The 23,723-nt window shown below is 70.1% G+C and carries 25 protein-coding genes; 14 read left to right on the top strand and 11 right to left on the bottom strand.

Going from position 1 to position 23,723, the window contains the following annotated elements; translation table 11 throughout:
* Positions 1 to 19: 19 nt before the first annotated feature.
* The 9 genes from EZ313_RS15940 to EZ313_RS15900 all read left to right on the top strand — a co-directional run bounded on the left by EZ313_RS15940 (position 20) and on the right by EZ313_RS15900 (position 8,044).
* The gene (locus EZ313_RS15940) at positions 20 to 1,075 is read left to right on the top strand and encodes an ABC transporter substrate-binding protein (protein WP_167772607.1); all 1,056 of its coding nucleotides are present in this window, start codon (positions 20 to 22) and stop codon (positions 1,073 to 1,075) included.
* A gap of 10 nt (positions 1,076 to 1,085) precedes the next feature.
* Positions 1,086 to 1,946, top strand: coding sequence for an ABC transporter ATP-binding protein (locus EZ313_RS15935; RefSeq protein ID WP_135264262.1), 861 nt, complete (start codon positions 1,086 to 1,088; stop codon positions 1,944 to 1,946).
* A complete protein-coding gene (locus EZ313_RS15930; RefSeq protein WP_135264261.1) occupies positions 1,943 to 2,740 on the top strand; it encodes an ABC transporter permease in 798 nt (265 codons plus the stop codon). The genes EZ313_RS15935 and EZ313_RS15930 overlap by 4 nt, the downstream gene beginning before the upstream one ends.
* Positions 2,737 to 3,495: an ABC transporter permease gene (locus EZ313_RS15925; RefSeq protein WP_135264260.1), complete on the top strand. Its 759-nt coding sequence runs from the start codon at positions 2,737 to 2,739 to the stop codon at positions 3,493 to 3,495. Before EZ313_RS15930 ends, EZ313_RS15925 begins: the two co-directional genes overlap by 4 nt.
* A 22-nt stretch (positions 3,496 to 3,517) precedes the next feature.
* Positions 3,518 to 4,579: a phosphotransferase family protein gene (locus tag EZ313_RS15920; protein WP_135264259.1), complete on the top strand. Its 1,062-nt coding sequence runs from the start codon at positions 3,518 to 3,520 to the stop codon at positions 4,577 to 4,579.
* Between the two features lie 4 nt (positions 4,580 to 4,583).
* Positions 4,584 to 5,771 carry an acyl-CoA dehydrogenase family protein gene (locus EZ313_RS15915; protein ID WP_135264258.1) on the top strand — a complete coding sequence of 396 codons (1,188 nt, stop codon included), beginning with the start codon at positions 4,584 to 4,586 and terminating at the stop codon, positions 5,769 to 5,771.
* On the top strand, positions 5,768 to 6,823 hold the full coding sequence (locus EZ313_RS15910) for an MBL fold metallo-hydrolase (protein WP_135264257.1): 1,056 nt from the start codon (positions 5,768 to 5,770) through the stop codon (positions 6,821 to 6,823). Before EZ313_RS15915 ends, EZ313_RS15910 begins: the two co-directional genes overlap by 4 nt.
* A 136-nt stretch (positions 6,824 to 6,959) precedes the next feature.
* On the top strand, positions 6,960 to 7,616 hold the full coding sequence (locus EZ313_RS15905) for a DUF433 domain-containing protein (RefSeq protein ID WP_135264256.1): 657 nt from the start codon (positions 6,960 to 6,962) through the stop codon (positions 7,614 to 7,616).
* Positions 7,607 to 8,044, top strand: a complete 438-nt coding sequence (locus EZ313_RS15900; RefSeq protein ID WP_167772606.1) for a PIN-like domain-containing protein — start codon at positions 7,607 to 7,609, stop codon at positions 8,042 to 8,044. Before EZ313_RS15905 ends, EZ313_RS15900 begins: the two co-directional genes overlap by 10 nt.
* Positions 8,045 to 8,051: 7 nt before the next feature.
* Here the strand turns inward: EZ313_RS15900 and EZ313_RS15895 are convergent, their stop codons facing one another.
* From EZ313_RS15895 to EZ313_RS15885, 3 genes are all read right to left on the bottom strand, one after another.
* On the bottom strand, positions 8,052 to 9,026 hold the full coding sequence (locus tag EZ313_RS15895) for a Bug family tripartite tricarboxylate transporter substrate binding protein (RefSeq protein WP_135264254.1): 975 nt from the start codon (positions 9,024 to 9,026) through the stop codon (positions 8,052 to 8,054).
* The gene (locus EZ313_RS15890; protein ID WP_135264253.1) at positions 9,023 to 10,291 is read right to left on the bottom strand and encodes an acyl-CoA dehydrogenase family protein; all 1,269 of its coding nucleotides are present in this window, start codon (positions 10,289 to 10,291) and stop codon (positions 9,023 to 9,025) included. Before EZ313_RS15890 ends, EZ313_RS15895 begins: the two co-directional genes overlap by 4 nt.
* 89 nt (positions 10,292 to 10,380) lie before the next feature.
* Positions 10,381 to 11,424, bottom strand: a complete 1,044-nt coding sequence (locus EZ313_RS15885; RefSeq protein ID WP_167772605.1) for a phosphotransferase family protein — start codon at positions 11,422 to 11,424, stop codon at positions 10,381 to 10,383.
* 85 nt (positions 11,425 to 11,509) lie between these two features.
* On the opposite strand from EZ313_RS15885, the gene EZ313_RS15880 reads away from it, so the two are divergent.
* The 3 genes from EZ313_RS15880 to EZ313_RS15870 are packed head-to-tail and all read left to right on the top strand — an operon-like array spanning position 11,510 to position 13,413.
* Positions 11,510 to 12,310, top strand: a complete 801-nt coding sequence (locus EZ313_RS15880) for an enoyl-CoA hydratase/isomerase family protein (RefSeq protein ID WP_135264251.1) — start codon at positions 11,510 to 11,512, stop codon at positions 12,308 to 12,310.
* Between the two features lie 12 nt (positions 12,311 to 12,322).
* Positions 12,323 to 12,685, top strand: coding sequence for a DUF6285 domain-containing protein (locus tag EZ313_RS15875; RefSeq protein WP_135264250.1), 363 nt, complete (start codon positions 12,323 to 12,325; stop codon positions 12,683 to 12,685).
* Positions 12,664 to 13,413 (top strand): tyrosine-protein phosphatase, encoded by a 750-nt coding sequence (locus EZ313_RS15870; RefSeq protein ID WP_135264249.1) that lies wholly within the window; start codon positions 12,664 to 12,666, stop codon positions 13,411 to 13,413. The genes EZ313_RS15875 and EZ313_RS15870 overlap by 22 nt, the downstream gene beginning before the upstream one ends.
* Here EZ313_RS15870 and EZ313_RS15865 read toward each other — a convergent pair.
* From EZ313_RS15865 to EZ313_RS15850, 4 genes are read right to left on the bottom strand one after another with little or no spacing between them, the layout of a single operon-like run.
* Entirely contained in the window at positions 13,403 to 14,410 is a 1,008-nt protein-coding gene (locus tag EZ313_RS15865; RefSeq protein WP_135264248.1) for a Bug family tripartite tricarboxylate transporter substrate binding protein, read from the bottom strand. The two genes, EZ313_RS15870 and EZ313_RS15865, sit on opposite strands and share 11 nt — an antisense overlap.
* A 20-nt stretch (positions 14,411 to 14,430) precedes the next feature.
* Positions 14,431 to 15,468 (bottom strand): phosphotransferase family protein, encoded by a 1,038-nt coding sequence (locus EZ313_RS15860; protein WP_167772604.1) that lies wholly within the window; start codon positions 15,466 to 15,468, stop codon positions 14,431 to 14,433.
* Complete coding sequence (locus tag EZ313_RS15855; protein WP_135264246.1) at positions 15,465 to 16,691, bottom strand: CaiB/BaiF CoA transferase family protein; 1,227 nt, start codon at positions 16,689 to 16,691, stop codon at positions 15,465 to 15,467. Before EZ313_RS15855 ends, EZ313_RS15860 begins: the two co-directional genes overlap by 4 nt.
* Positions 16,688 to 17,956, bottom strand: coding sequence for an acyl-CoA dehydrogenase family protein (locus EZ313_RS15850; RefSeq protein ID WP_135264245.1), 1,269 nt, complete (start codon positions 17,954 to 17,956; stop codon positions 16,688 to 16,690). Before EZ313_RS15850 ends, EZ313_RS15855 begins: the two co-directional genes overlap by 4 nt.
* Positions 17,957 to 18,254: 298 nt before the next feature.
* On the opposite strand from EZ313_RS15850, the gene EZ313_RS15845 reads away from it, so the two are divergent.
* Both EZ313_RS15845 and EZ313_RS15840 read left to right on the top strand, forming a co-directional pair.
* Positions 18,255 to 19,256, top strand: a complete 1,002-nt coding sequence (locus tag EZ313_RS15845) for a Bug family tripartite tricarboxylate transporter substrate binding protein (RefSeq protein WP_135264244.1) — start codon at positions 18,255 to 18,257, stop codon at positions 19,254 to 19,256.
* Positions 19,253 to 20,242 carry an NADPH:quinone oxidoreductase family protein gene (locus EZ313_RS15840; RefSeq protein WP_135264243.1) on the top strand — a complete coding sequence of 330 codons (990 nt, stop codon included), beginning with the start codon at positions 19,253 to 19,255 and terminating at the stop codon, positions 20,240 to 20,242. Before EZ313_RS15845 ends, EZ313_RS15840 begins: the two co-directional genes overlap by 4 nt.
* 41 nt (positions 20,243 to 20,283) lie before the next feature.
* On the opposite strand, the gene EZ313_RS15835 is transcribed toward EZ313_RS15840, so the two are convergent.
* The 4 genes from EZ313_RS15835 to EZ313_RS15820 form a co-directional block, all read right to left on the bottom strand.
* Positions 20,284 to 20,826 (bottom strand): GAF domain-containing protein, encoded by a 543-nt coding sequence (locus EZ313_RS15835; RefSeq protein WP_135264242.1) that lies wholly within the window; start codon positions 20,824 to 20,826, stop codon positions 20,284 to 20,286.
* Positions 20,827 to 20,908: 82 nt separating this feature from the next.
* Entirely contained in the window at positions 20,909 to 21,295 is a 387-nt protein-coding gene (locus EZ313_RS15830; RefSeq protein ID WP_135264241.1) for an EthD domain-containing protein, read from the bottom strand.
* An 8-nt stretch (positions 21,296 to 21,303) separates the two neighbouring features.
* Positions 21,304 to 21,987 (bottom strand): SDR family oxidoreductase, encoded by a 684-nt coding sequence (locus EZ313_RS15825; RefSeq protein WP_205960408.1) that lies wholly within the window; start codon positions 21,985 to 21,987, stop codon positions 21,304 to 21,306.
* Positions 21,988 to 21,994: 7 nt separating this feature from the next.
* A complete protein-coding gene (locus EZ313_RS15820; protein ID WP_135264240.1) occupies positions 21,995 to 23,713 on the bottom strand; it encodes an N-acyl-D-amino-acid deacylase family protein in 1,719 nt (572 codons plus the stop codon).
* Between the last annotated feature and the right edge of the window lie 10 nt (positions 23,714 to 23,723).

The raw sequence follows: 23,723 nt of genomic DNA, 5'->3' as shown, positions 1-23,723 counted from the left end.
GATCCCACGGAGACACCCCATGAAGCGATACATCCTCGCGGCCGCTCTGCTGCTCGGCCTGCAACTGCCCGCAGTGGCGAACGAGAAGGTCGTCCTGGCCATCCCGACGAGTGTCGGGGCCCAGTATTCGGACATGCTGTACGGCAAGGAGCTGGGCTACTTCGCCGAGGAAGGCATCGACCTGCAGCTCACCGGGTTCACCGGCGGCACCGCGGTCGTCGTGCCGCAGGTGGCGAACAAGTCGGTGCTTTTCGGTCTGGGCGAGCCGTCGCTGCTGATCGCCAACGTCGCCAAGAAGACGCCGCTGCCGGTGCGCTACGTCTACAGCTACCTGGCCTCGACGACCTACGACTTCGCCGTGCTGCCGGACAGCCCGATCAAGTCGATCCCCGACTTCAAGGGCAAGAAGGTCGGCGTGGTGAGCATGGCGGCAGGCAACATCATGCTGACGCGCGCGCAGTTCAAGCAGGCGGGCCTGGCCGTTCCGAACGACGTGACCCTGGTGCCCGTCGGCAGCGGCCCGGCCGCCTGGAAGCAGTTGCAGGAAGGCAAGGTCGACGCGCTCAACCTCTGGTTCAGCGAGGACGCCCGCATGGTGCTGGGCGGCGTGCCGATCCGGCGCATCCCGCACTCGGAGAACCTGCGTCCCATCTTCTCGTCCGGGATGATGGCCCACGTGGACACGATCAAGGAGCGCCCGCAGCTCGTCGCCGGCATGGGCCGCGCGATCGCCAAGTCGTCGGTGGCGTGCGCCGCCGCGCGCGAGAAGTGCGTGCGCGCCTACTGGCGCTTCGACCCGACGAGCAAGCCCACGCCCGACAAGGAGGCCGAGTGGGTCAAGGGCGCGGTGGCGGTGCTGGAGGCGAACTACGCGGCGATCGACTACGCGCTCAAGCGCAACCCGCAATGGGGCGCCTTCGATCCCGCGGTGATCGACACCTACGTGAAGGTGCTGGAGCAGGGCGGCACCGTGCCGCCCGGCGCGACCGTGCCGCCGGGCGAGATCGTCACCAACCAGTTCGTCCCGGAGTTCAACAAGTTCGACGCGCTGGTGGTGCAGCGCGCTGCCCGCTGAGGCAGGCGCCATGAAGGAGGCAGTGCGAGCGCAGGGCGCCGCGGCCCCCACGGGCGCCGTCGAGGCCGAGATCGCGCTGGCGGCGCCGGCGGCGAATGCGCCGCACTCGGCATCGCTCGCGATCCGGGACCTCGACCTCGTCTATGAGTCCAGCCGCGGGCCCGTGCCGGCGCTGCAGCGCCTGTCGTTCGACGTGGCTCCCGGCGCGTTCGTCTCGGTACTCGGTCCCTCCGGCTGCGGGAAGTCGACGCTGCTGAAGCTGGCCTCGGGCCTGCTGCGGCCGAGCGGCGGCCGCATCGAACTGTCGGGCCGCGCGATCGACCGGCCGAGCCCGGAAGTGGGCATCGTCTTCCAGCAGCCGACGCTGCTGCCGTGGAAGACGGTGCTGGAGAACGTGCTGGTGCCGGTGCGCTCGATGCGCGGCGACGTCGCGGCGGCTCGCGAGCGCGCCGCCAAGCTGCTGCGCATGGTCAAGCTGGAGAACTTCGCGTCGCACTACCCGCAGGAGCTCTCGGGCGGCATGCAGCAGCGGGTCGGCATCGTGCGTGCGCTGGTGCACGACCCGGCCCTGCTGCTGATGGACGAGCCGTTCGCGGCGCTGGACGCGATGACGCGCGAATCGATGATGGTGGAGCTGCAGAAGATCTGGGCGGCCACCCAGAAGACGGTGCTGTTCATCACGCATTCGATCCCCGAGGCGGTGTTCCTGTCCGACCGCGTGGTCGTGATGTCGCCGCGGCCCGGCCGCGTGCTGCAGACGCTGGAGATCGACCTGCCGCGCCCGCGCACCATCCAGACCATGGCCAGCCCGCGGTTCGCGGAACTCTCCACGCAGCTGCGCGAGGTGTTCGCCGGGATGGAAGCGGCATGAAGAGCCGCATTGCCGCGCATGGCGGCCTGCGTGCCGCCGCGCCTTTCATCACGATCGCCGCCGTGCTGCTCGCCTGGCTGCTCGCTACCCGCGTGCTCGGCGCGCCGGCGATGCTGCTGCCCGATCCCTGGCTGACGCTGCAGGGCCTGTGGGCCGGACTGCGCTCGGGCGAGATCCTGCTCGATGCCTGGGCGACGGTGTCTGCCGCGGCCGTCGGTTACGCGATCGGTGCCGGGGTCGCGTTCGTGCTGGCCGCGGCCATGGCCCTGTCGCGGCCGATCGAGCGGCTGCTGGTGGTGCCCGTGATGGCGTTCCAGTCGATCCCGAAGGTCGCGCTTGCCCCGCTCATCTACATCTGGATCGGCTTCGGCATGCGCAGCAGCGTGGCGCTGGTGGCGCTCGCCTGCATCTACCCGGTGTTCGTCAACAGCTTCATCGGCTTCCGCTCCGTCGATGCCGCCCTGATCGACCTCTACCGCGCGAGCGGAGCGGGCCCGCTGCGCATCCTGTGGTCGGTCCGGCTGCCGTCGGCGGCGCCGCAGGTGTTCGTCGGGCTCGAGGTGTCCGTCGTGTTCGCCTTGCTCGCCGCCGTCGTGATGGAACTGGTGGCCGGCGAGCGCGGGCTCGGCGTGCGCATCCAGTCGGCCTCGACCACGCTCGACATGGCGACGGTGTTCGGCGCGGTGGCGGTGCTCGCCGCTATCGGCGTGTCGGCCAGCGCAACGCTGCGCGCGGTGCGCCGGCGCATCGTGTTCTGGCAGCGCGAGGAAGCTTTGGTGGAGGCCACCGCATGAAGGACGCGGCCAAGACCTTCGCCGCGTCGCTGGTGACGCTGGCCGTGCTCGTCACGCTGTGGTGGTGGCTCACGCTGCCCGGCGGGTTCGAGAAGTCGGTGCTCCCGTCGCCGCTGGACGTGGCCGGCGCCCTCAGGGCCGGGCTGGTCGACGGAACGCTGCATCCGCACATCGCGGCCACCGCACGCGCGGCGCTCGCCGGGCTGGCCCTGGGCGTGGCGCTCGGCGTCGCCGCCGGCAGCATGGTGGTGCTGGTGCCGGTGCTCGAGATGTTCCTGCTGCCCGTGGTCACCGCGATGCAGTCGATCCCGAAGGTTGCTCTGGCGCCGCTGATCGTCGCCTACCTCGGCTTCGGGATCGCGTCCAAGATCTTCACGGCGGCGCTGCTCGCTTTCTTCCCGGCTTTCCTGGCGGCCGTGGCGGGCCTGCGATCGGCGGACCGCGCGCACCTGGACCTGTTCCGCGCCTGCTCCGCCTCGCCCCTGCGCACCTTGTGGCACGTGCGCCTGCCGGCGGCGGCACCCTTCCTTTTCGGCGCGCTGCAGGTGGCGGTCGTCTTCAGCCTGATCGGCGTGGTGGTCTCCGAGTTCATCGCCGCGACGCAAGGCCTGGGCTTCGTCATCAAGGCGCGCTCGCTCGAGCTGGACGTCTCGATGATGTTCGCGGCCATCATCGTGCTGTGCGCGATGGGCGCGGGCGCGGGCCTGCTGGTCCGCCTGCTGCAGCGGCGCATCGTCTTCTGGCGGCACGCCTGAAACGGGACTTCTTCGGCAACACATGATCAACGAGACCATCGACGTCCTGCCGCAGAACCGCATCGACGAAGCGGCGCTGGACCGCTACCTGTCCGCTCACCTGCCGGGCTACGCCGGTGAGCTGCAGGTGCGGCAGTTCCCGGGCGGGTTCTCCAACCCCACCTACGCGTTGAACGCGCGCATGGCCAACGGCGGCCGGCGCGACTTGGTGATGCGCAAGCGTCCGGCGGGGAACCTGCTGCCTTCCGCGCACCAGGTCGACCGCGAGTTCCGCGTCATCCGGGCCCTGCAGGGCAGCGGCGTGCCGGTGCCGGCCACGCACTTCCTCTGCGAGGACGAGGCCGTGCTCGGCCAAAGCTTCTTCGTAATGGACCACGTGCCCGGGCGCATCTTCGGCGACCCGGCCATGCCGGGCTGCCCGCCCGCGGAGCGCCGGGCCGTGTACGGGGCCATGATCGACACGCTCGCGCGGCTGCACGCGGTGGAACCGGGGGAAGTCGGGCTGGCCGACTACGGCAGGCCGGGCGATTTCCTGGCGCGTTTCGTCGACCGGTGGTCGCGCCAGTACCGCGCCTCGCAGACCGACGACCTTCCGGAGATGGAGCAACTCGCCGCCTGGCTGAAGGCGAACCTGCCGCCCGCGCAGCCCGCGTGCGTGATGCACGGCGACTACCGGCTCGGCAACCTGATCGTGCACCCCCGGGAGCCGCGCATCGTCGCCGTGCTCGACTGGGAGCTGAGCACGCTGGGCGACCCGTTCTGCGACCTGGCGTACACCTGCCTCGTCTACCACATCCACGAAGGGCCGATCGGCCTGGAAGGCGCGGACTACCGCGCGCTCGGCATCCCCGACGAGGACGAGCAGGTGCGGCGCTACTGCCAGGTGCGCGGCATCGACCAGGTCCCGCACTGGCGCTTCTACATGGCGGTCAACCTGTTCAAGCTCGCCGCCAACGCGCAGGGCGCGTACAAGCGGGCGCTGGACGGCACCGGTTCGGCCGCCGGGCTCCGGCGCAAGCACCATGTGGCGCGCCGCGCCCGCATGGCCTGCGAGCTGGCCGGGCTCGCGACCTCCGAGGCCTGATGCGATGACCCCCTCCGCTCCCACCGAACGCAGCCGCGAGATCGCGGCCCGCGTCGAAACCTTCGTGCGCGACGTGGTGTTCCCCTACGAGCGGGACGCTCGTTGCGGGCCGCACGGCCCGTCCGCCGAGCTGGTTGGCGAGTTGCGCGCGAAAGCGCGCGACGCCGGCGTGCTGACCCCGCACATCCTGTCCGACGGCAGCCACCTGACCCAGCGCGAGACCGCCGTGGTGCTGCGGCGCAGCGGCCTTTCGCCGCTCGGCCCCGTGGCGGTGAACACCATGGCGCCCGACGAAGGCAACATGTTCCTGCTCGGCAGGATCGGCACGCCCTGGCAGAAGGACCGCTTCCTCGCGCCGTTGGTGCGCGGCGAGGCGCGCTCGGCCTTCTTCATGACCGAGCCGGCGGCCGAGCAGGGTGCGGGTTCCGATCCTTCGATGCTGCAGACCACCGCGGTGCGCGAGGGCTCCGGCTGGCGGATCTCCGGCCGCAAGATGTTCATCACCGGCGCGGAGGGCGCTTCGGTCGGCATCGTCATGGCCCGCACCGGCGGCGCGGACGAAGGCAAGGCCACGATGTTCCTGGTGGACCTGCCGGACCCCGCCGTCCGCCTCGAACGGGTGATCGACACCATCGACAGCTCCATGCCCGGTGGGCATGCGCAGGTGCTGCTGGACGGCCTGCGCCTGGGGGACGAGCACGTGCTCGGCGAAGTGGACGAAGGCTTCCGCTACGCGCAGGTGCGGCTCGCGCCGGCGCGTCTGTCGCACTGCATGCGCTGGCTGGGCTCGGCAACGCGCGCGCAGGAGATCGCGACGGAGTACGCCACCACCCGCAAGGCCTTCGGCAAGCTGCTCATCGACCACGAAGGCGTGGGCTTCATGATGGCCGAGAACGCGATCGAGCTGCAGCAGTGCGAGCTGATGATCGAGTGGTGCGCCGGCGTGCTGGACGCGGGCTCGCCGGGGGGCACGGAAAGCTCGATGGCCAAGGTGGCCGTTTCCGAGGCGCTGTACCGCATCGCCGACCGTTGCGTGCAGGTGATGGGCGGCTCGGGCGTCGCCCGCGACAGCGTGGTCGAGCAGGTGTTCCGCGAGACGCGCGCCTTCCGCATCTACGACGGCCCGAGCGAGGTGCACAAGTGGTCGCTGGCGCGCAAGATCAAGCGCGACGCGCTGGCGGCCAGGGCATGACGCAGGGCGCCCGCGACGGCAATCCCCTGCTGACGTATCCGCTGGCCACGCCCGGAGAAGGCAGCTTTGTTCCGGTCGCGCCGGGCGTGTGGTGGGTCCGGCTGGCCTTGGCGGGTCCGCTCGCGCACATCAACGTCTGGGCCCTGGAGGAGGGGGAGGGCTGGACGCTGGTCGACACCGGCGTGGGATCGGAAGCCACCATCGCGGCGTGGGAAGCGTTGCTCGCGCAGGAGCCGTTCGCGCGCCGCCTCCGCCGCGTGATCGTCACGCACATGCATCCCGACCACATCGGGATGGCCGGCTGGTTCACACGCCGATTCGGCGTGCAGCTGTGGATGTCGAGGCTGGAGTACCTGACCTGCCGCGTGACCGCGTCCGACACCGGCCGTGAGCCGCCGCCCGACGCGATGGCGTTCTACCGCGCGGCCGGCTGGGACGATGCCGCGCTGGCCGCCTACCGCCAGCGCTTCGGCCGCTTCGGCCGCTACATCCAGCCGATGCCCGACAGCTACCGCCGGCTGCGCGACGGCGAACGCATCCGCATCGGCGATGACGAATGGGAGGTCGTGACGGGCAACGGCCACTCGCCCGAGCATGCGTGTCTCTACTGCGCCGGACGCCGCCTCCTGATCTCGGGCGACCAGGTGCTGCCGCGCATCTCCTCCAACGTGTCGGTGCAGCCGATGGAGCCGGGAGCGAATCCGATGGCGGACTGGCTCGCCTCGCTCGAGAAGCTCCGGTCGCGGGTGCCGGACGACGTCCTGGTCCTGCCCGCGCACAACGAATGCTTCCGCGGCCTGCACGCGCGGCTCCGGCAACTCGAAACCGGCCAGCACGAAGCCCTGGACAAGCTGCGCGAGCGGCTGCGCGAGCCGCGGCGGGTGGTGGACTGCTTCGTTGCGCTGTTCCGCCGGACGATCGAACCGGGCGACGCGAGCCTGCTGGGGATGGCGACGGGAGAGACCGTCGCCTGCCTCAATTGGCTGATCGCGCGCGCCGAGGCCGTGCGCTGGATCGAACGCGATGTGGCGTGGTACCGCATGGCCAATTGATCTCCACTGATCGTGACTTTGAGGGAAACACAAAGCACTGATTGCATGTACAGTCGCGGCTAGTATCCCCCCGAGATGGATAGTTGCCGTGACGACCTTGGTTGCTGAGCGTGGAGTCGCGCCGTGGAGGCGCCGATTGTTCCTGCCCGCGTACAGGGTGTCGGACGCCGCGAGGTACGCCGATATCTCGGGGCAGACGATCAGGAACTGGCAGGCCGCCGGCGACTGTGTTCCCCCGGCGATCGGAGAGCGTGAGCGCGGTGAGTCACTGAGCTATCTCCAGCTCGTGGAGGTCGCGTTCGTGGCCGCAATGCGGCGAACGGGCGTGAAGCTTCAGGACATCAAGAACGCGCGCGAATACCTGGCCGTCCAACTGCAATCCGAGTATCCGTTTGCTGAAAGGCGCTTCAAGACCGATGGCAAGGACATCTGGATGTCCCTGGACAACCTGGTCGCGGGAGAGTCGAGGAGCAAACTGGTCAAGGTGAACAAGGGCGGGCAGATCGCCTGGGCCGAAATCGTCCAGACCCGGTTCACTGAGTTCGAGTATGAGGACGACTTGGCCGTTCGCTGGCATGTTGCGGGGACGGACTCACCAATCGTGATCGACCCGCGCGTGTCCTTCGGAGCGCCCGCGGTCAAGGGAATCGCCACTTGGGCGATCAAGGGGCGGTGGCAAGCCGGCGAGTCCATCGACGACATCGCGGACGACTTTTCGCTGCCGGAATCCGAAGTGAAGCAAGCCTTGCAGTTTGAGGGCATAGACCTCTCCGAACTCAAGGCGTGGCAATAAAGCTGTACTTCGACAAGAACGTAGGACTCAGGCTGCCGGAGATCTTGGCCAGGCTGGACATGGATGTCGCCTGGCACGCAATGCCGAAGTCGAAGCTCGGCGTCACCGGTTCAGCGCACAACGAGCCCCTGTTCCATCCGGAGGAGTCCGACGACGCCTGGCTGGCCGAGGTCGGCAGAAGAGGCTGGATCGTTTTCAGCCACGACAGGAAATTCCACACGGTGGGCTTCGAGTCCGAGCTGTCGGCGATCAAGCAGCATGGCGTGGGCTGCTTCTATCTGTGGGGTGGCAGTGCGAAGAAGTACGAGAAGGCCCAGTGCTTCTTCAAGGCCTATGACCGCATCCTCGCTGCCATCGAAAGCACGCCGCTACCCTTCATCTTCGACGTTCAACGCAGCGGCAGGTTGAAGCGGGTCGAAATTCCTTGAGGGGCGCTTACTCCGCCGGCTTGATGCCCGTCGCCTGCACGACGCGCTTCCAGTAGTCGATCTCCTTGCGCATGTCGCCGGCGACGTCCTCGCGCTGGCCGGAGGTCGGCTCCAGGCCGATGGCGAGCATCTTCTGCTGGATGTCGGGCATGCGCAGCACGCGCAGGACGGCTTCGCGGATCTTCTCCACCGTATCGGTCGCGACGCCGGCGGGCAGCAGCAGCCAGTAGCGGCCGCCGGCCGTGATGTCGTAGCCGAGTTCCTGGAAGGTGGGCACTTCGGGCAGCAGCGCGGAGCGCTTCGTGCCGGTGATGGCCAGCACCCGCAGCTTGCCCGCCTTCACGTGCGGCAGGCTGTCGAGGTTGCTCACGCCGGTCTTGACATGGCCGCCGAGCAGCGCATTGGTCAGCGGCGGCGTGCCCTTGAACGGCACGTGCACCAGGTTCAGGCCGTTCTTCTGGTTGATCAGGCTGGAGTACACGTGCCCGGTGGTGGCCGGGCCGTAGCTGCCGAAGTTGTACTGCTCGGGGTTCTGCTTCGCCCTGGCGACGAAGTCCGACATGCTCGTGATCGACGGGTCGCCGGTCAGCAGCACAAGCGGCACGTCGTTCAGGCGCGCCACCGGGACGAAGTCCGCCATCGGGTCATAGGGCGTCTTGACGCCGAATGCCGGCGCCTGCACCAGCGCGCTGAATCCGAGCAGCATGGTGTGGCCGTCCGGCGGCGCCTTGGCCACGAACTGCGCGCCGATGGCGCCGTTGGCGCCCGGCTTGGACTCGACGACGACGGGCACCTTCCATTCGTCCTTGAGCTTGTCGCCCAGCATGCGCAGCACCTGGTCGCCCGCCGAGCCGCTGACGGAAGGCAGCACCAGCGTGATCGGCTTGCCCGGCGTGGGAAAGGGATCGGCCGCGAGCGCGCCCATGGAGGCCGCGGCCAGCGCACCGGCGGCCGCGAGATGAAGTGCCTGTCTCCTGTTCATTCCGTCTCCTTGCTTCGCTTGATCTTGTTGGGGCCCGCCATGCCGAAGAGGAAGCCCGCGACCTTGCGGATCTGGACCTCGTCGGAACCTTCGGTGATGCGGTAGCGGCGGTGGTGGCGGTACATGTGCTCGAAGGGCTTGCCGCGCGTGTAGCCGATGCCCCCGTGCACCTGGATCGCCAGGTCGGCCGCCTTGCAGGCGAGCCGGTTGGCGCGGAAGTTGGCGATGCCCACCATGTCGCTGATCTTCTCGTGCGGCGTGCGGTCCATCTCCCACGCGGTCTTGAAGACATAGTTGCGGACGATCTCGACCTCGGCATGCATCTCGGCGAGCGGGAACTGGATGGCCTGGTGCTGCGCGATGGCCTTGCCGAACGTCTTGCGCTCGCGCGCGTACTTCACCGACTCCTGCACGCAGTAGCGGGCCGCGCCCACGCTCTGCGCGGCCTGGCGGATGCGGTTCTTGTGCACCACGTGCTGCGCGAGCATGAGGCCGTCGCCCTCGCGGTGCAGGATCGCCGAGTGGGGCACGCGCACGTTGCGCAAGCTCACTTCCGCATGGTCCGTGGGCATGTTGAAGGTGTAGTGGTAGTACTCGATGTTCACGCCGAGCGTGTTCATCGGGACGATGAAGCCGGTGATGCCCTGCGCGTCTCCCGCCTTGCCGGCCGTGCGCGCGAGCACCAGGTCGGCCGCGGCGGTGTGCACGCCGCTGTTGAAGCGCTTGGCGCCGTTGATCACCCAGAAGTCGCCCTCGCGCACGGCGGTGGTCTCCATCCAGGTCGCGTCGCTGCCGTGGTCGGGTTCCGTCAGGCCGAAGGCGACGCGCTTCTCGCCGGTGATGATGCCTTCCAGGTATTCGGCCTTCTGCTGCTCGTTGGCATAGCGGTCGAACACCTCGGCCATCGAGATGCTGCCGACCACCGAGATCTCGCTCTGCAGGTCCGCATGCAGGCCGATGCCCTTGCCGGCCAGGTGCTCGCGCAGCACGGCCTGGCCCAGGTTGCTGCCGTCGCGACCGCCCAGCCGCTTGGGCAGGCCGTAGCGGTAGAAGCCCGCGCGGTCGGCGCGGCGGCGCATCTCGCCGAGCAGCGCTTCCCACTCGGCGGTCGGCACGCCGCCGGCGTCCCAGTTGGTGCGGGCGTGCTCGCGGCGGTGGTCGAAGAACTGCGGGTTGGCGGCCTCCAGCGGCTTGATCTCGGCCTGGATGAAGGCGTCCATCGTGGCGATGAGGTCCTGCAGTTCGCGGGGGATGTCGAAGTCCATGGATGGGGCGGAAGGAAAGGGTCGGACGATCATCCGCAGCCCGCGCGGCGGGGCCATCGTCCGTTACGACGAAAACACGCGCGACGCGTCTAGCGCGCCACCAGCTCGAGCGCGATGCAGGCGCGCTGCGCGACCTGTGCCTTCTTCGACAGGCCGGCGCTCGGCCCCGAGCCCTCCAGCGCCCGCCGGTACACGCCCTGCAGGAGGGAGGCGCTCTTGTACAGCTGCAGCGCCATGTGGAAGGGCCAGTCGGTCACCGGCACGCCGGCCCTTCGTTCGTAGCGCTCGATGAATTCGCGCTCGGACGGGATGCCCAGCGACACCGGGTCGGCCCCGCCGAAGCCCACCGGCGGCTCGGCGATGTGGTAGCACAGGCAGGTGTAGGCGACATCGCAGAGCGGATCGCCCAGCGTGCTCAGCTCCCAGTCGAGCACCGCGACGACCCGCGGCTCGCCCGGGTGGATCAGCACGTTGTTCAGCCGGTAGTCGCCGTGGACGATCGCCGTGCGCCCGTGCGCGGGCAGGTGCGCCGCCAGCCACTGGCCGAGCGCTTCCATCTCCTCGAGCGCCTCGGTCTGCGCGCTTCGGTACTGGCGCGTCCACAGGTCGACCTGGCGCGCGAGGTAGTCGCCGGGCTTGCCGTAGCTCGCCAGGCCGAGCCGTTCGACGTCCTGCGCGTGCAGCCGTGCCAGCACGTCGACCAGGCTGTCCCAGATGGCGCTGCGCTCGCCGGGGCTGAAGCCGGGCAGCGCCGGGTCGGTCAAGAGCCGGCCCTCGACCCGGTCCATCACGAAGAAGCTGGTGCCCAGCACATCGGGGTCTTCACAGAGGACCCGCGCCTGCGGCACCGGCACATCCGACTCACGCAGCGCTCTCAGCACGCGGAACTCGCGGTCCACCCGGTGCGCCGACGGCAGCAGCTTGCCGGCGGGCCGCTTGCGCAGCACGTACTGCCGAGGCCGCCCATCGCGGTCGTTCGCCGCAAGCGCGTAGGTAGGGTTGGAGAAGCCACCGGGAAACTGCCGCACCCGCAGCCCGCCGCCGTACTCGGGCAGGTGCGCGGCGAGGAACCGGTCCAGGGCGGCCTCGTTGAGCCGGTGCTGCGGCGGCACCTCGACGGTCTGCGGGATCATGCGGGCACTGTAGGGATGGCGCGGTGCCGCAGGCATCGTCGGTTGCGACGAAGCGGCGAGGGTCGCGCGAGCACACACTGGCGCCATGGACGTGCTCCTGATCGAACGCCACGGCGCGACCGCCGTGCTCACCATGAACCGCCCCGAGCAGCGCAATGCGCTCGCCCCGGCGTTGCGGGACGCATTCGCCTCGGCCATCGCGCAGGTGCGCGACGACCCGGAGGTGCGCGCCGTCGTGCTCACCGGCGCGGGCGGCCATTTCTGCGCCGGCGGCGACGTCAAGGCGATGGCCCCGGCGCCCTCCGGCCAGGACCGCGTGTTCGGCGGCCGCGAGCGCCTGCTGCGGCTGGACCGCTGGTTCGACCAGCTCGTGGACCTGGAAAAACCCGTGATCGCGGCCGTCGACGGCGTGGCCTTCGGCGCCGGCCTGTCGCTGGCCCTCGCGGCGGACTTCATCCTGGCCTCGCCGCGCGCGCGCTTCTGCAGCGTGTTCGCGCGGCTGGGCTTCGTGCCCGACGCGGGCGGCATGTACCTGCTGCCCCGGGCGATCGGCCTGGCGCGCGCCAAGGACCTGGTGTTCAGCGCGCGCGTGGTCGAGGCGTCCGAGGCGCTCTCCATCGGCCTCGTGCAGCAGCTCTGCGAGGGTGACGTGCTGCAGGCGGCGCTCGCGTTCGCGCATCGGTTCCATTCGGCGCCGACCGCCGCCCTCGGCATCGCCAAGAACGTGATGAACCACGCCTTCGAGTCCGAGCGGCGCGAAGTCTATGCGCAGGAAGCGCTGGCCCAGGCGCTGTGCCTGCAGAGCGAGTTCCACCGCGAGGCGGCGCGTCGCTTCGTCGCCAAGGAACCCCCGCTGTACCAGTGGCCCGACCCGCCCAAGGCCTGAGGAAAAGAAGCCATGCCCAACAGCCGCCCCGTTGCGACCGACCTGCTCGCGATCGTGCAGGAGTACCTCGAGACCGAGATCTCCCCGCAGGTGAGCCCCGTCCACCAGTTCCAGCTGAAGATCGTCTCGCGCGTGCTGTCGACCGTGCGGCGCGAGCTGCACCAGTTGCCGTCCGCCAACGAAGCGGAGGCGCAGCGCCTGCACTCGCTGCTGCGGCGCGAGGGCACGCTGGAGGACCTCAATGCCGAGCTGGCGCGCGCCATCCGCGCGGGGGAATTCGCCGTCGACGACACGGCGCTGCTCGCGCACCTGCGCGCGTCGATCGAGGACGCGCTGCGCATCAACAACCCGAAGTGGCTGGCCCCGACCGCCTAGCGGCGATGCTGCACGGCGCGCCGAACTTCCGCGACCTGGGCGGGCTGCCGACGCATGACGGACGCACGGTGCGGCCCGGGTGCCTGCTGCGCTCGGGCCAGCTCGGCGACCTGCACGCCGGGGACATCGAGCTGCTTCACGCGCGCGTCGGCCGCGACGTCTGCGTGATCGACCTGCGCGGCGCCGGCGAACGCGCGGGCAAGCCCGCCTGCGCGTTGCCGGGCGCCACGGTGCATTCGCTGCCGATCGAGCCGACGGTCGCGCGCAAGCTGGACGCGCTCGCGGCCGCCGGCATGTCCCTGGAAGTGGAGGCCGCGCGCCGATTCATGCGGGAGGCCTACGAGGGCTTCGCGCGGAACGCGCACGCGCAGCTGGCCATGCTGTTCGAGCACGTGCTGTCGCGCGCCGGCCGGCCGCTGCTGGTGCATTGCGCGCACGGCAAGGACCGCACCGGCTTCATGGTGGCGATGCTGCTGTCCGCGCTGGGCGTGCAGCGCGCCGCGATCATGGAGGACTACCTGTTGACCAACCAGCGGGTGGTGCCGCGTGCCAGCGGCCGCTATCCCGCCGGGATCCTGCACGTGCTCGGCAGCGTGCGGGCCGAGTACCTGCAGGCCGCCTTCGATGCGATCGACGCGCAGGGCGGCGTCGACGCCTACCTCGAGCGGGCGGGCGGCCTCACGCCGCCGCGCCGCGAGCGCCTGCGCCAGGCGCTGCTCACGCCCTGACCTGCACGCCCGCCTTCTTCAGCAGCTCGCGCCAGACCGGCCGCTCGCGCGCGAAGGTCTCGGCGAAGGTCTGCGCGTTCGCGCCGATCGGTTCCAGGCCCATCTCGCTGATCTTCTCGTTCACTTCCGGGTGCTTCACGGCGGCGGAGAACTCGGCTTCGAGCCGGCGGACGGCTTCCGCCGGCGTCCCCGCCGGCGCGATGATGCCGATCCAGCCCGCATTCATCTGGTAGAGCGGGTTCTTGAAGCCCTGCTCGGCGAAGGTGGGCACGTTGGGGAACAGCTTGATCCGCTTGGTGCCGGACACGGCCAGCAGCTTGACGCGCTTGGCTTCGGCCATGGCGCGCACGGCGGGCGGCGTGATCAGCGCCATCTGGATCTGGCCCGAGATCAGGTCCTGCAGCAGCGGCGCCTCGCCCTTGTAGGCCGCGTGCACCATGCCCGCCTCGAAGGTGTCGCTCACGTCCTTGAGGACGACGTGGCCGAAGTGGCCGACGGCCATCGACCCATAGCTCAGCTTGCCCTTCTGTTCCCTGAGGTAGGCCGGCAGCTCCGACGCGCTGTTGACGGGGACGGACGTGTTGACCGCCAGCAGCATGGGCGCGACGGCCAGCAGCGAGACGAACACCAGGTCCTTCTGCACGTCGACGGTGGATTCCGGATTGGTCAGCGGCGTGGCGATCAGCGTCGACGTGGCGCCCACGCCGACCGTGTAGCCGTCCGGCGGCGCCTTGGCGACGACGTTGGTGCCCACCACCCCGCCCGCGCCGGGGCGGTTGTCCACCAGGATGGGCTGGCCGATCTTCTCGGCCACGTGCTTGCTCACCAGCCGCAGCGTCACGTCGTTCGCGCCGCCCGGCGCGTACGGCACGATCAGCCGGATCGGCTGCTTCGGCCAGTCGGACTGCGCGAAGGCGCGCGGCCCGGCGGAAATGGCGAGGCCGGCGGCGCCGGCATGCGCCAGCCACTGGCGGCGCGTGAGGGGGAATCGGTTCATGGCTGTCTCCTTGGCGGGCGTCAGTCGCGCCCTTCGATCACATTGAGCAGATCGTAGACCGGCTCCTCGATGCGCCGGCCGACGGCGGCGAATTCAAGCTTGCGTTCGCGCTGGTGGCGCCACGCGTGCGCGCGCCGCACGCAACCCAGCGCCCAGCGCATCGCGCCCACGACTTCCCAGAAGCGCGCTTCCTGCGGATCGACGGTGAGACCCGAAGCCTTCTCGTAGGCCGCGAACAGTTCCTCGCGCGCGCCGAAGCCGCCCACCGGGCCGGGTCCGCCGAAGCGCCAGGTGCGCATGCACAGGTAGCCCAGGTCTTCCATCGGGTCGCCGACGTGGGCGATCTCCCAGTCGAGCACCGCGCGGATGCCCTCCGGGCCGACGATGAAGTTGCCGGTGCGGAAGTCGCCGTGCACGAGGCTGCGCCGCGGCGCGCGCGGCATGCGCTCGCGCGCCCAGCGCAGCGCGAGTTCGAGGGGCGGCAGCGGCAAGCCCACCGCATCCAGCGTGCGCTGGAACAGGTCGAGCGTGGCCTGCGCGTCGAACTCGCGCAGGAAGTGCAGCCGGTCCACGGGCACGCGGTGGATGCCGGCCAGGATGCGTCCGCATTGCGCGGCCATGCGCACGCGCGCACCTTCCAGTTCCGGCTGGCGCAGCACGCGCGCGGGGATCGTCTCGCCGTCGATGCGTTCGGTCACCGCGCCTTCACCGAGCCCGTCGTCGGGTTCCAGGATGTGCCGTACGTGCGGCACCGGCACGTCGCCCGCTTCGGCGGCCAGCATCACCTGGAACTCCTGCGTGCCGTCCAGGTGCGGCACCCAGTCGTCGGGGCCCGCGTCCGGATCGGGCGCGCCGGAGGGCGCCTGGCGTTGCAGGATGAACGAGGCCTGCCGGTCGTCCACCGGCGCGCGGAACGCCCAGGTGCCCTTGTTCGCGCCCGCCGTGAGCGTCTGCAGGTCCGTCACCGGCCCGGTGGCGCCCAGGCGCCGGCGCGCGAGCGCCTCGACGCGCGCGTGCAGCGTCTCGCCCGTGGAGAACGTGGAGGCCGGGTCGCTCAAACGGTGGCCCCCGCCTGCCACTGGCGCGCGACGCCTTCGGCCAGCAGGCCGTCGACCTCGTCGCCGCGGAACTCGTACTCGCGCAGCACCTCGCGCGTGTGCTCGCCCAGGCGCGGCGCGAGGCGCCGGATCGAAGGCGGCGTGCGCTTCAGGCCGATCGGATTGGAAGCGACGCGCAGGGTGCCCTCGGTGGGATGTTCCATCGACTGCCAGAAGTCGACGCTCTTGAGGTGGGGGTGCTCCAGCATGTCCTCGATCTGGTTGACCGCGGCCATCGGGATGTCCTGGTCGCCGAACAGCTTCACCCACTCGGCGGTGGTGCGCTCGCGCAGCGTCTCGCGCACGAAGCTGAACACCAGGTCGTAGTTCTTCATGCGCGCCGGGAAGGTCGACAGGCGCTCGTCGTCGACCAGCTCGGGCCGGCCGACCAGCCGGAAGAACTTGTGCCAGTGCAGGTCCGAGTAGGGCAGGAACGCGAGGTAGCCGTCCTTGGTCGGGTAGGGCTTGCGCACGCCGCGGCGCACGCTGTCGTAGCCCATCGAGCCCAGCGGCGGCTGGAACGCTTCGCCCCACAGGTGCTCGGTGAGGTTGAACGCCGTGATGGTCTCGAACATCGGCAGTTCCACCTCCTGGCCCTGGCCGCTGTGCTCGCGCTCGAACAGGGCCAGCAGGATCGCGTACGCAGCGTGGATGGCGCAGATCTTGTCGACGATGGAGGATGGCACGTAGCGCGGCTCGCCGGCCACGACGGACTGCAGCATCGCCAGGCCGCTCTCGGCCTGCATCGTGTCGTCAAAGGCGGGCTGCCCGGCGTAGGCGCCGTCGTCGGAATAGCCCTTGACATGGCAGTAGACCAGGCGTTCGTTGAGCTTGCGCAGCTCGCCATAGTCCAGCCCCAGCTTGCGCGCGGGAGCGGTGCGCACCGAGTGGATCAGCACGTCGCTGCCGGCGACCAGCCGATGCAGCACCTCGCGTGCACGCGGCTGCTTGAGGTCCAGCACGATGCTGCGCTTGTTGCGGTTGCAGGTGATGAACACCGCGCCCATGTCGGCCGACTTGCGCGGGCCGATCGATCGCGTGAGGTCGCCCTCGGGCGCCTCCACCTTGATCACGTCGGCGCCCATGTCCGCCAGGTGCTGCGCCGCCACCGGTCCCATGATGACCGAGGCGAGGTCCAGCACCTTGATGCCCGCCAGCGGGCCCTTCCTGCTTTCGGGCTTCATGTCTCCACGCCTTTCTTCGGCAGCTTGCCGGGACCGGCGAAGCCGAACAGGAAGGCGGCGATCTTGCGGATCTGCACCTCGTCGGAGCCCTCGGTGATGCGGTAGCGGCGGAAGTGCCGGTAGAAGTGCTCGAACGGCTTGCCGCGCGTGTAGCCGATGCCGCCGTGCACCTGGATCGCCATGTCCGCCGCGTTGCAGGCGAGGCGGTTGGCGCGGAAGTTCGCGATCGCCACCTGGTCGCTGACCGATTCCATCGGCTTGCGGTCCAACTCGTTGGCGACCTTGAAGACGTAGTTGCGCACCATCTCCACCTCCGCGTGCATCTCGGCAATGGGGAACTGGATGGCCTGGTGCTGCGCGATCGCCTTGCCGAACGTCTTGCGCTCGCGCGCGTACTTCACCGATTCCTGCACGCAGTAGCGCGCCACGCCCGCGCTCTGCGCGGCCTGCCGGATGCGGTTCTGGTGCACGAAGTTCTGCGCCACGTCCAGGCCCTTGCCTTCGCGGCCCACGATCGCGGTGTGCGGCACGCGCACGCCGGCCAGCTTCACCTCGGCGTGGTCGCTCGGCATGTTGAAGGTGTAGTGGTAGTACAGCACTTCCAGCCCGGGCGCGTCCATCGGCACCAGGAAGGCCGTGATGCCGTCGGCGTCGCCCGCCTTGCCGGAGGTGCGCGCGAACACCAGGTCGGCCGTGGCCTTGTGCGTGCCGCTGTTGAACCGCTTCATGCCGTTGATGACCCAGTGGTCGCCTTCGCGCACGGCGGTGGTCTCCAGCCAGGTGGCGTCGCTGCCATGGTCGGGTTCGGTCAGCGCGAACGCGAGGCTGTGCTCGCCCGTCACCAGGCCTTCGAGGTACTTCGCCTTCTGTTCGGGCGTGCCGAACGCATTCATGAGGTGCACCATCGGCATGCTCGGCACGACCGACGACTCGTCGTGCAGGTTGCCCTGCAGGCCGATGCCGCGCGCCGAGAGGTGCTCGCGGATGATGACCACCGTGAGGTTGGAGGCTTCCTGGCCGCCCACCGATCTGGGCAGGCCCAGGCGCAGGAAGCCGGCGCGGTCGGCGCGGCGGCGCGCCTCCAGCACCAGGTCCTCGAACTCGCGCGTGGGCAGGCCGCCGCGCTCCCAGTCGGTGCGCGCGTGCTCGCGGCGGTGGTCGAAGAACTGCGGGTTGGCCCGCTCCAGCGGCGCCAGCTCACGCTCGACGAAGGCGTCGATCTCGCGCAGCGTGCTGCGGATGCCCTCGGGAATGTCGAAGTCCAAAGCTCTGTCTCCTGCTCTCGTGGCGCGTGCTGCGCCACCGTGGAGGGGATGCTAGGAACGGGGTGCCGCAGGAACATCGTCGCAAACGACGAATCGGGCGCAGGCCGCCGGGCTTGACGCTTCGTGCCGCCCCGGCGGCCCGAAATCGTGCCGCCGGGCGGCTCGAAATCGTGCCGCCGGGCGGCTCGAAATTCGTCGCAACCGACGATGGCCCCCGCGGGGGGCGTTCCTAGCATGCCCCGCAGGCTTGCCGCACGTACGGTCGCAGCCGCATCCGCACATCCCCGAAGGAGACAGCATGGACACCCGCATCTACACCCGCCGGCAACTGCTGGGCCACGCGGCCGCCGGCGGCGCGCTGCTGGGCCTCGGCTCGCGCGCCCTGGCCCAGTCCGACTACCCGAAGCAGCCCATCCGCTTCATCCTGCCGTACGCGCCCGGCGGCGTGACCGACCTGACGATGCGCACCGTGAGCAAGGAGGTCGAAAAGAAGCTCGGCCAGACCATCGTCATCGACAACCGCGCGGGCGCCGGCGGGGCCGTGGGCATGACGGCGGTGGCCAAGGCGCCGCCCGACGGCTACACCATCGGCGCGACCGCCAGCTCGACCATCATCGCCACGCCGATGCTCAATGCGGTCTCTTACGACGGCAGCGACTTCGCCTTCATCAGCTTGCTGGCCACCGTGCCGATGGTGCTGACCGTCAACGCGTCGGTTCCGGTGCGCACCGCCGAGGAGTTCCTGAAGTACGTGAAGGCCAACGCGGGAAAGCTCAACTACGGCTCGACCGCTATCGGCCACTACGGCCATGTCGCGATGATGGAAGTGAGCGAATCGACCGGATCGGCGATGGTGCACTCGCCCTACAAGGGCGAGTCGCCGCTGATGCAGGACCTGGTGGGCGGCCAGCTGCAGTTCGCTTTCTTCGCGCCCTCCACCGCCAAGCCGATGGCCGAGAGCGGCAAGCTGCGCATGCTGGGCGTGTCCGGCACCAAGCGCATCAAGTCGCTGCCCAACGTGCCCACGCTGGCCGAGCAGGGCTGGAGCGCGCCGATCTTCAAGATGAACCCCGGGTGGGTCGGCGTGGTGGCTCCGGCCAAGACGCCGCAGGCCATCGTCCAGCGCCTGAGCGCCGAGTACGTGGCCGCGATGAAGGTGCCCGAGATCAACGACCAGATCGCCAACTACGGCATGGATCCGGTGGGCAGCACCAGCGAGCAGTTCGCCGCGACCTTCCAGGCCGAGAAGCCGATCTGGCGCCAGCTGCTGACCAAGGCCGGTCTCGAAGTGAAGGGATGAGGGCCGTCCTCGCGCGCCGCCACGGCCCGCCCGAGACGCTGGTCGTCGAGGACCTGCCGCCGCTTTCGCCGAGCGCGGGCGAGGTGGTCGTGTACGTGCACGCGAGCGCGGTCAACTTCCCCGACACGCTGATCATCGAGGACAAGTACCAGATCAGGCCGCCGCTGCCCTTCTCGCCGGGCAGCGAGGTGGCGGGCACGGTGAAAGCGGTGGGCGAGGGCGTGTCCGGCTTCGCGCCGGGCGATCGGGTCATCGCAGCGTGCCGCTGGGGCGGCTACGCGGAGGAGGTGGTGACGACGCCGGACCGGCTGGTGCCGATCCCGGCGGGTGTCGCGATGGACGTGGCGGCCTCGCTGCTCGTCACCTACGGCACCACGCATTACGCGCTGCAGGACCGCGCGCGGCTGCGGCCCGGCGAGACCCTGCTGGTGCTGGGCGCGGCCGGCGGCACGGGCCTGTCGGCGATCGAGCTGGGCAAGCTGATGGGCGCTCGCGTGATCGCCGCGGCCTCCAGCGAGGAGAAGCTGGCGCTGTGCCGCGAGCGAGGCGCCGACGACACGATCCTCTACACGCCCCAGAACCTGAAGGACGAGATACGCAAGGTGACGGACGGCCGCGGCGTCGACGTGGTGTACGACCCGGTCGGCGGCGACTATGCCGAGCCCGCGCTGCGCGGCATGGCCTGGGGTGGGCGTTACCTCGTCATCGGGTTCACCGCGGGCATCCCGAAGCTGCCGCTGAACCTGCCGCTGCTCAAGGGCTGCAGCATCGTGGGCGTGTTCTATGGCGCGTTCGCGCGCGCCGAGCCGCAGCGGTACGCGCAGTTGCGCCAGGAGCTGGTCGGCTGGCTGGCGCAAGGGCGGATCCGGCCGGCGATCACGGCGCGGTATCCGCTCGAACAGGCCGTCGACGCGTTGAAGGTCGTGGCCGCGCGCAAGGCGATCGGGAAGATCGTGCTGACGACCCGGCTGGGCCGGGGCGAGTGAGTTCTAAGGAGAGCTGAGCAGGCGAGTGACCCACTGCGCGGCTACGCGTGCGGGTGTTCTGCCCGCGCCCGGCCAAGCGCGTCGCCGATGACGCGGGCGACCTCGCGCAGTGCATCGCCGTCCGATTCCACCAGGTCCGGCCGCGCGCTGCGGCTGAAGCAGCAGAGCGTGCCGAACGCGCGTCCGTCAGGCAGCACCACCGACGCACTCACGTAGCAGCCGATGCCCAGGCGCTCGGTGATCGGGAGCAGCGCCGCTCGATGCGCGCTCGTGCGGACATCCCGGATCACCGGCGGCAGGCGCCCCTGGACGACGTACATGCAATACGTGTCGAGCAGCGCATCCGAGTGACCGGCCTGCAGGTCCGGGTCGGGCCCGCGCGACGAGCTGACGACCTGGAAGACCCGCCGCTCGTCCACCAGCTCCGACACGAAGGCGACCTCCATGCCCAGCGCTTCGCGGACCTCGGCGAGATAGGGCGTGAGCCACCGCAGGCGCTCATCGGTGGCGCCGGCCGAGGTCGCGAAGGCAATCGCCTGCGCGATATCGACGAGCCGTGAGGCCCGGGACGCACTCGGTTCCATGCGGTCACGGTAGGCGCTGGCGTGCCCGGGTGCAAGCAGGCGCGCACCGGCTGGGGTTCATCGCCCGGTCGGGATGAGCGGGTCAGGGAGCGCGCGAGTCCACGAATGTCCGCAGCACCTCGTGGTCCTCCACCAGGAAGATCGGCGAGTTCGGCAGGTCGATGAAGCGTCGCTCGTCCTGCAGCAGCTCGGCATTCGCGAGCCGCGCCGCCTCCTTCTCGCCGGCCGTCCTCTGCCGTTCTTGCCACCACAGCTGCGCAACCCCATCGAACGACGGCGGCGCGCCGCGCTCGAGCGCCAGCCGTCCGGAAGCCTCCTGCGGCAGCGCGTGGCTTTGCACGTAGGCAGACAACCCGAACGCCTGCGCATGCGATCGCACCAGCGGGCCGTGCACGTCGCGCCAGTAGTCCTGGAACTGCTCGCGCGTGAGGTGCGGCAGCCGGCGCAGGCAGAACATCAGGTGCGCCATGCGAGCGCTCAGGTCTTTCCGGTGACGGGGATGAGCGCGCCGGTGACGGACGCCGCGGCGTCGGACAACAGGAACGCGATCACGCGCGCGATGTCGCGCGGCGGCACCCAGCGGTCGTGCTTCGCCTGCGGCATTTCGGCGCGATTGGCGGGCGTGTCGATGATGCTGGGCAGCACCGCGTTGACGGTGACGCCCTTGAGCTTGAGTTCGTCGGCCAGCGCCTCGGTGAAGCGCATGACGCCCGCCTTGGACGCGGCATAGGCGCCCATGCCGCTCGCCCCCTTGACCGCGCCCATCGCGCCGACGCTCACGATGCGCCCGGCCCCGCTGCGCAGCAGGTGGGGCAGAGCCGCCTTCGAGGCCGTCACGCAGGTGCGCACGTTCATCGCGTGCAGCAGGTCCCATTCGGAGAGGTCGCTGCTCGCTTCCAGCGTCTGCCATCGAAAGCCTCCCGCCACGTTGGCCAGTGCATCCAGGCGGCCGAAATGCTCGGCGATCTCGTCGAAGGTGCGTGTCGCATCCGCCAGCGAAGTGAGATCGACCCTCCAGGCGCGCGAGCCCTCGGGAGCCTGGCCGCCCGAGACGTCCAGCAGCGCCACGCGGGCGCCCTGGGCCCGCACTTCCTCGACGACCGCGCGGCCGAGCTGCCCGAAGGCGCCCGTGACCGCCACCACCTTGGCTTGCATCTGCATGGCGGGCTCAGGCGGCGACAGCGGCCTGCGGACCGCGCACGAGCCGGCCCGGCAGTTGGCCCGTGGCTTCGCCGTCGCGGTAGGTGACGGCGCCCGAGACGATGGTGGCGCGGTAGCCGTCCGCCTTCTGCAGCAGGCGCTTGCCGCCCGCTGGCAGATCGAACGTCATCCGGGGCGCCGTGAGGCCCAGCTTGTCGACGTCGATGATGTTGATGTCGGCCTTCATCCCGGGCGCGATCACGCCGCGGTCGTTCAGGCCCACGGTGCGCGCGGTGTCCGACGTCTGCCGCTTGATCAGCCAGCTCAGGTCGAAGCCGTCGCCGCGGCCGCATTCCTTGGACCAGTGCGTCATCAGGAAAGTCGGGAAGCTGGCGTCGGAGATCATGCCCACGTGCGCGCCGCCGTCGCCCAGGCCGATGACCGTGTTCGGGTCGGCCATCATCTCGCGGCAGGCCTGCAGGTTGCCGTCGTGGTAGTTGGCGAAAGGCGTGTACAGGAACGCGCGGCCCTCGTCCTGCAGGATCAGCTCGTACGCGAGCTCGTCGGGGTTGCGGCCCGAGCGCTCGGCCTGCGCGGCGATCGAGGTGGACGGGTCCGGCTCGTAGTTGGGCGGATCGCCGAACGGGAACAGCAGCCGCAGGTCCAGGCGCTTGCGCGTGGTGCGCGACAGGTGGTCCAGCACCGCCGCCTTGAACTTCGGGTCGCGCATGATGGCCACGCGCTCGGCCAGCGGCTTGTCCGCGATCTCGCGGACCATCGGCGAGCCGGAGAACGGGTTCAGGCTGGCCTGCAGCCCGAGCAGCATGCCGATCGGTCGCGGCGCCACCTGGCCGCGGATGGGCAGGCCGTCCTTCACCGCCTCGTCGATCAGCTTGAGCAGCTTGCGCCAGCCCTGCGGGTCGTCGTGCTTCTGCGCGACGGTGAACGACAGCGGCCGGCCGGACTTCTCCACCACCCGGCGCAGCATCGCGAACTCCTCTTCCATCGACGGCGTGTCGAAGTCCGACAGCAGCTGCAGCACGCCGCGGCCGGCGTCGGCCAGGCCCATGGCGATGCCGGTCAGCTCGGCCTCGCTGGCGCGCAGCGAAGGCGTGGGGTCGCCCTTGATCGTGCGGTGGTTGATGGAGCGCGACGTGGAAAAGCCCAGCGCGCCCGCGCGCATCGCTTCGGCCGCGATCTCGCGCATGCGCGCGACGTCCTCGGGCGTGGCCGGCTCCAGGCGCGCGGCGCGCTCGCCCATCACGTACACGCGCAGCGCGCCGTGCGGCAGTTGCGCGCAGACGTCCACGTCGTGCGGCCGGCGCTCCACGGCGCCCAGGTAGTCGTCGAAGCTCTCCCAGGCCCAGTCCAGGCCCTCGTGCAGCGCGACGCCGGGGATGTCCTCCACGCCTTCCATGAGTTCGATGAGGCGCTCGCGGTCGTGCTCGCGCACCGGCGCGAAGCCCACGCCGCAGTTGCCCATCACCACGGTAGTCACGCCGTGCCAGCTGGACGAAGCCAGGCGCGAGTCCCACATGGCCTGGCCGTCGTAATGCGTGTGGATGTCGACGAAGCCGGGCGCGACCACCGCGCCGGCCGCGTCGATCACCTCGCGCGCGTTGCCGTCGATGCGTCCCACGGCCGCGATGCGTCCGTCGCGCACCGCGACGTCGGCCTCGAACAGGGGCGAGCCCAGCCCGTCGGCCACGCGGCCGTTGCGGATGAGCAGGTCGTAATTCGTGTTCATCGTGTCGTCT

The sequence above is a fragment of the Ramlibacter henchirensis genome (assembly GCF_004682015.1).
GTDB lineage: Bacteria > Pseudomonadota > Gammaproteobacteria > Burkholderiales > Burkholderiaceae_C > Ramlibacter > Ramlibacter henchirensis.
Note: the sequence above shows the minus strand (reverse complement) of the source record. Positions and strands in the feature narration are given on the sequence as shown.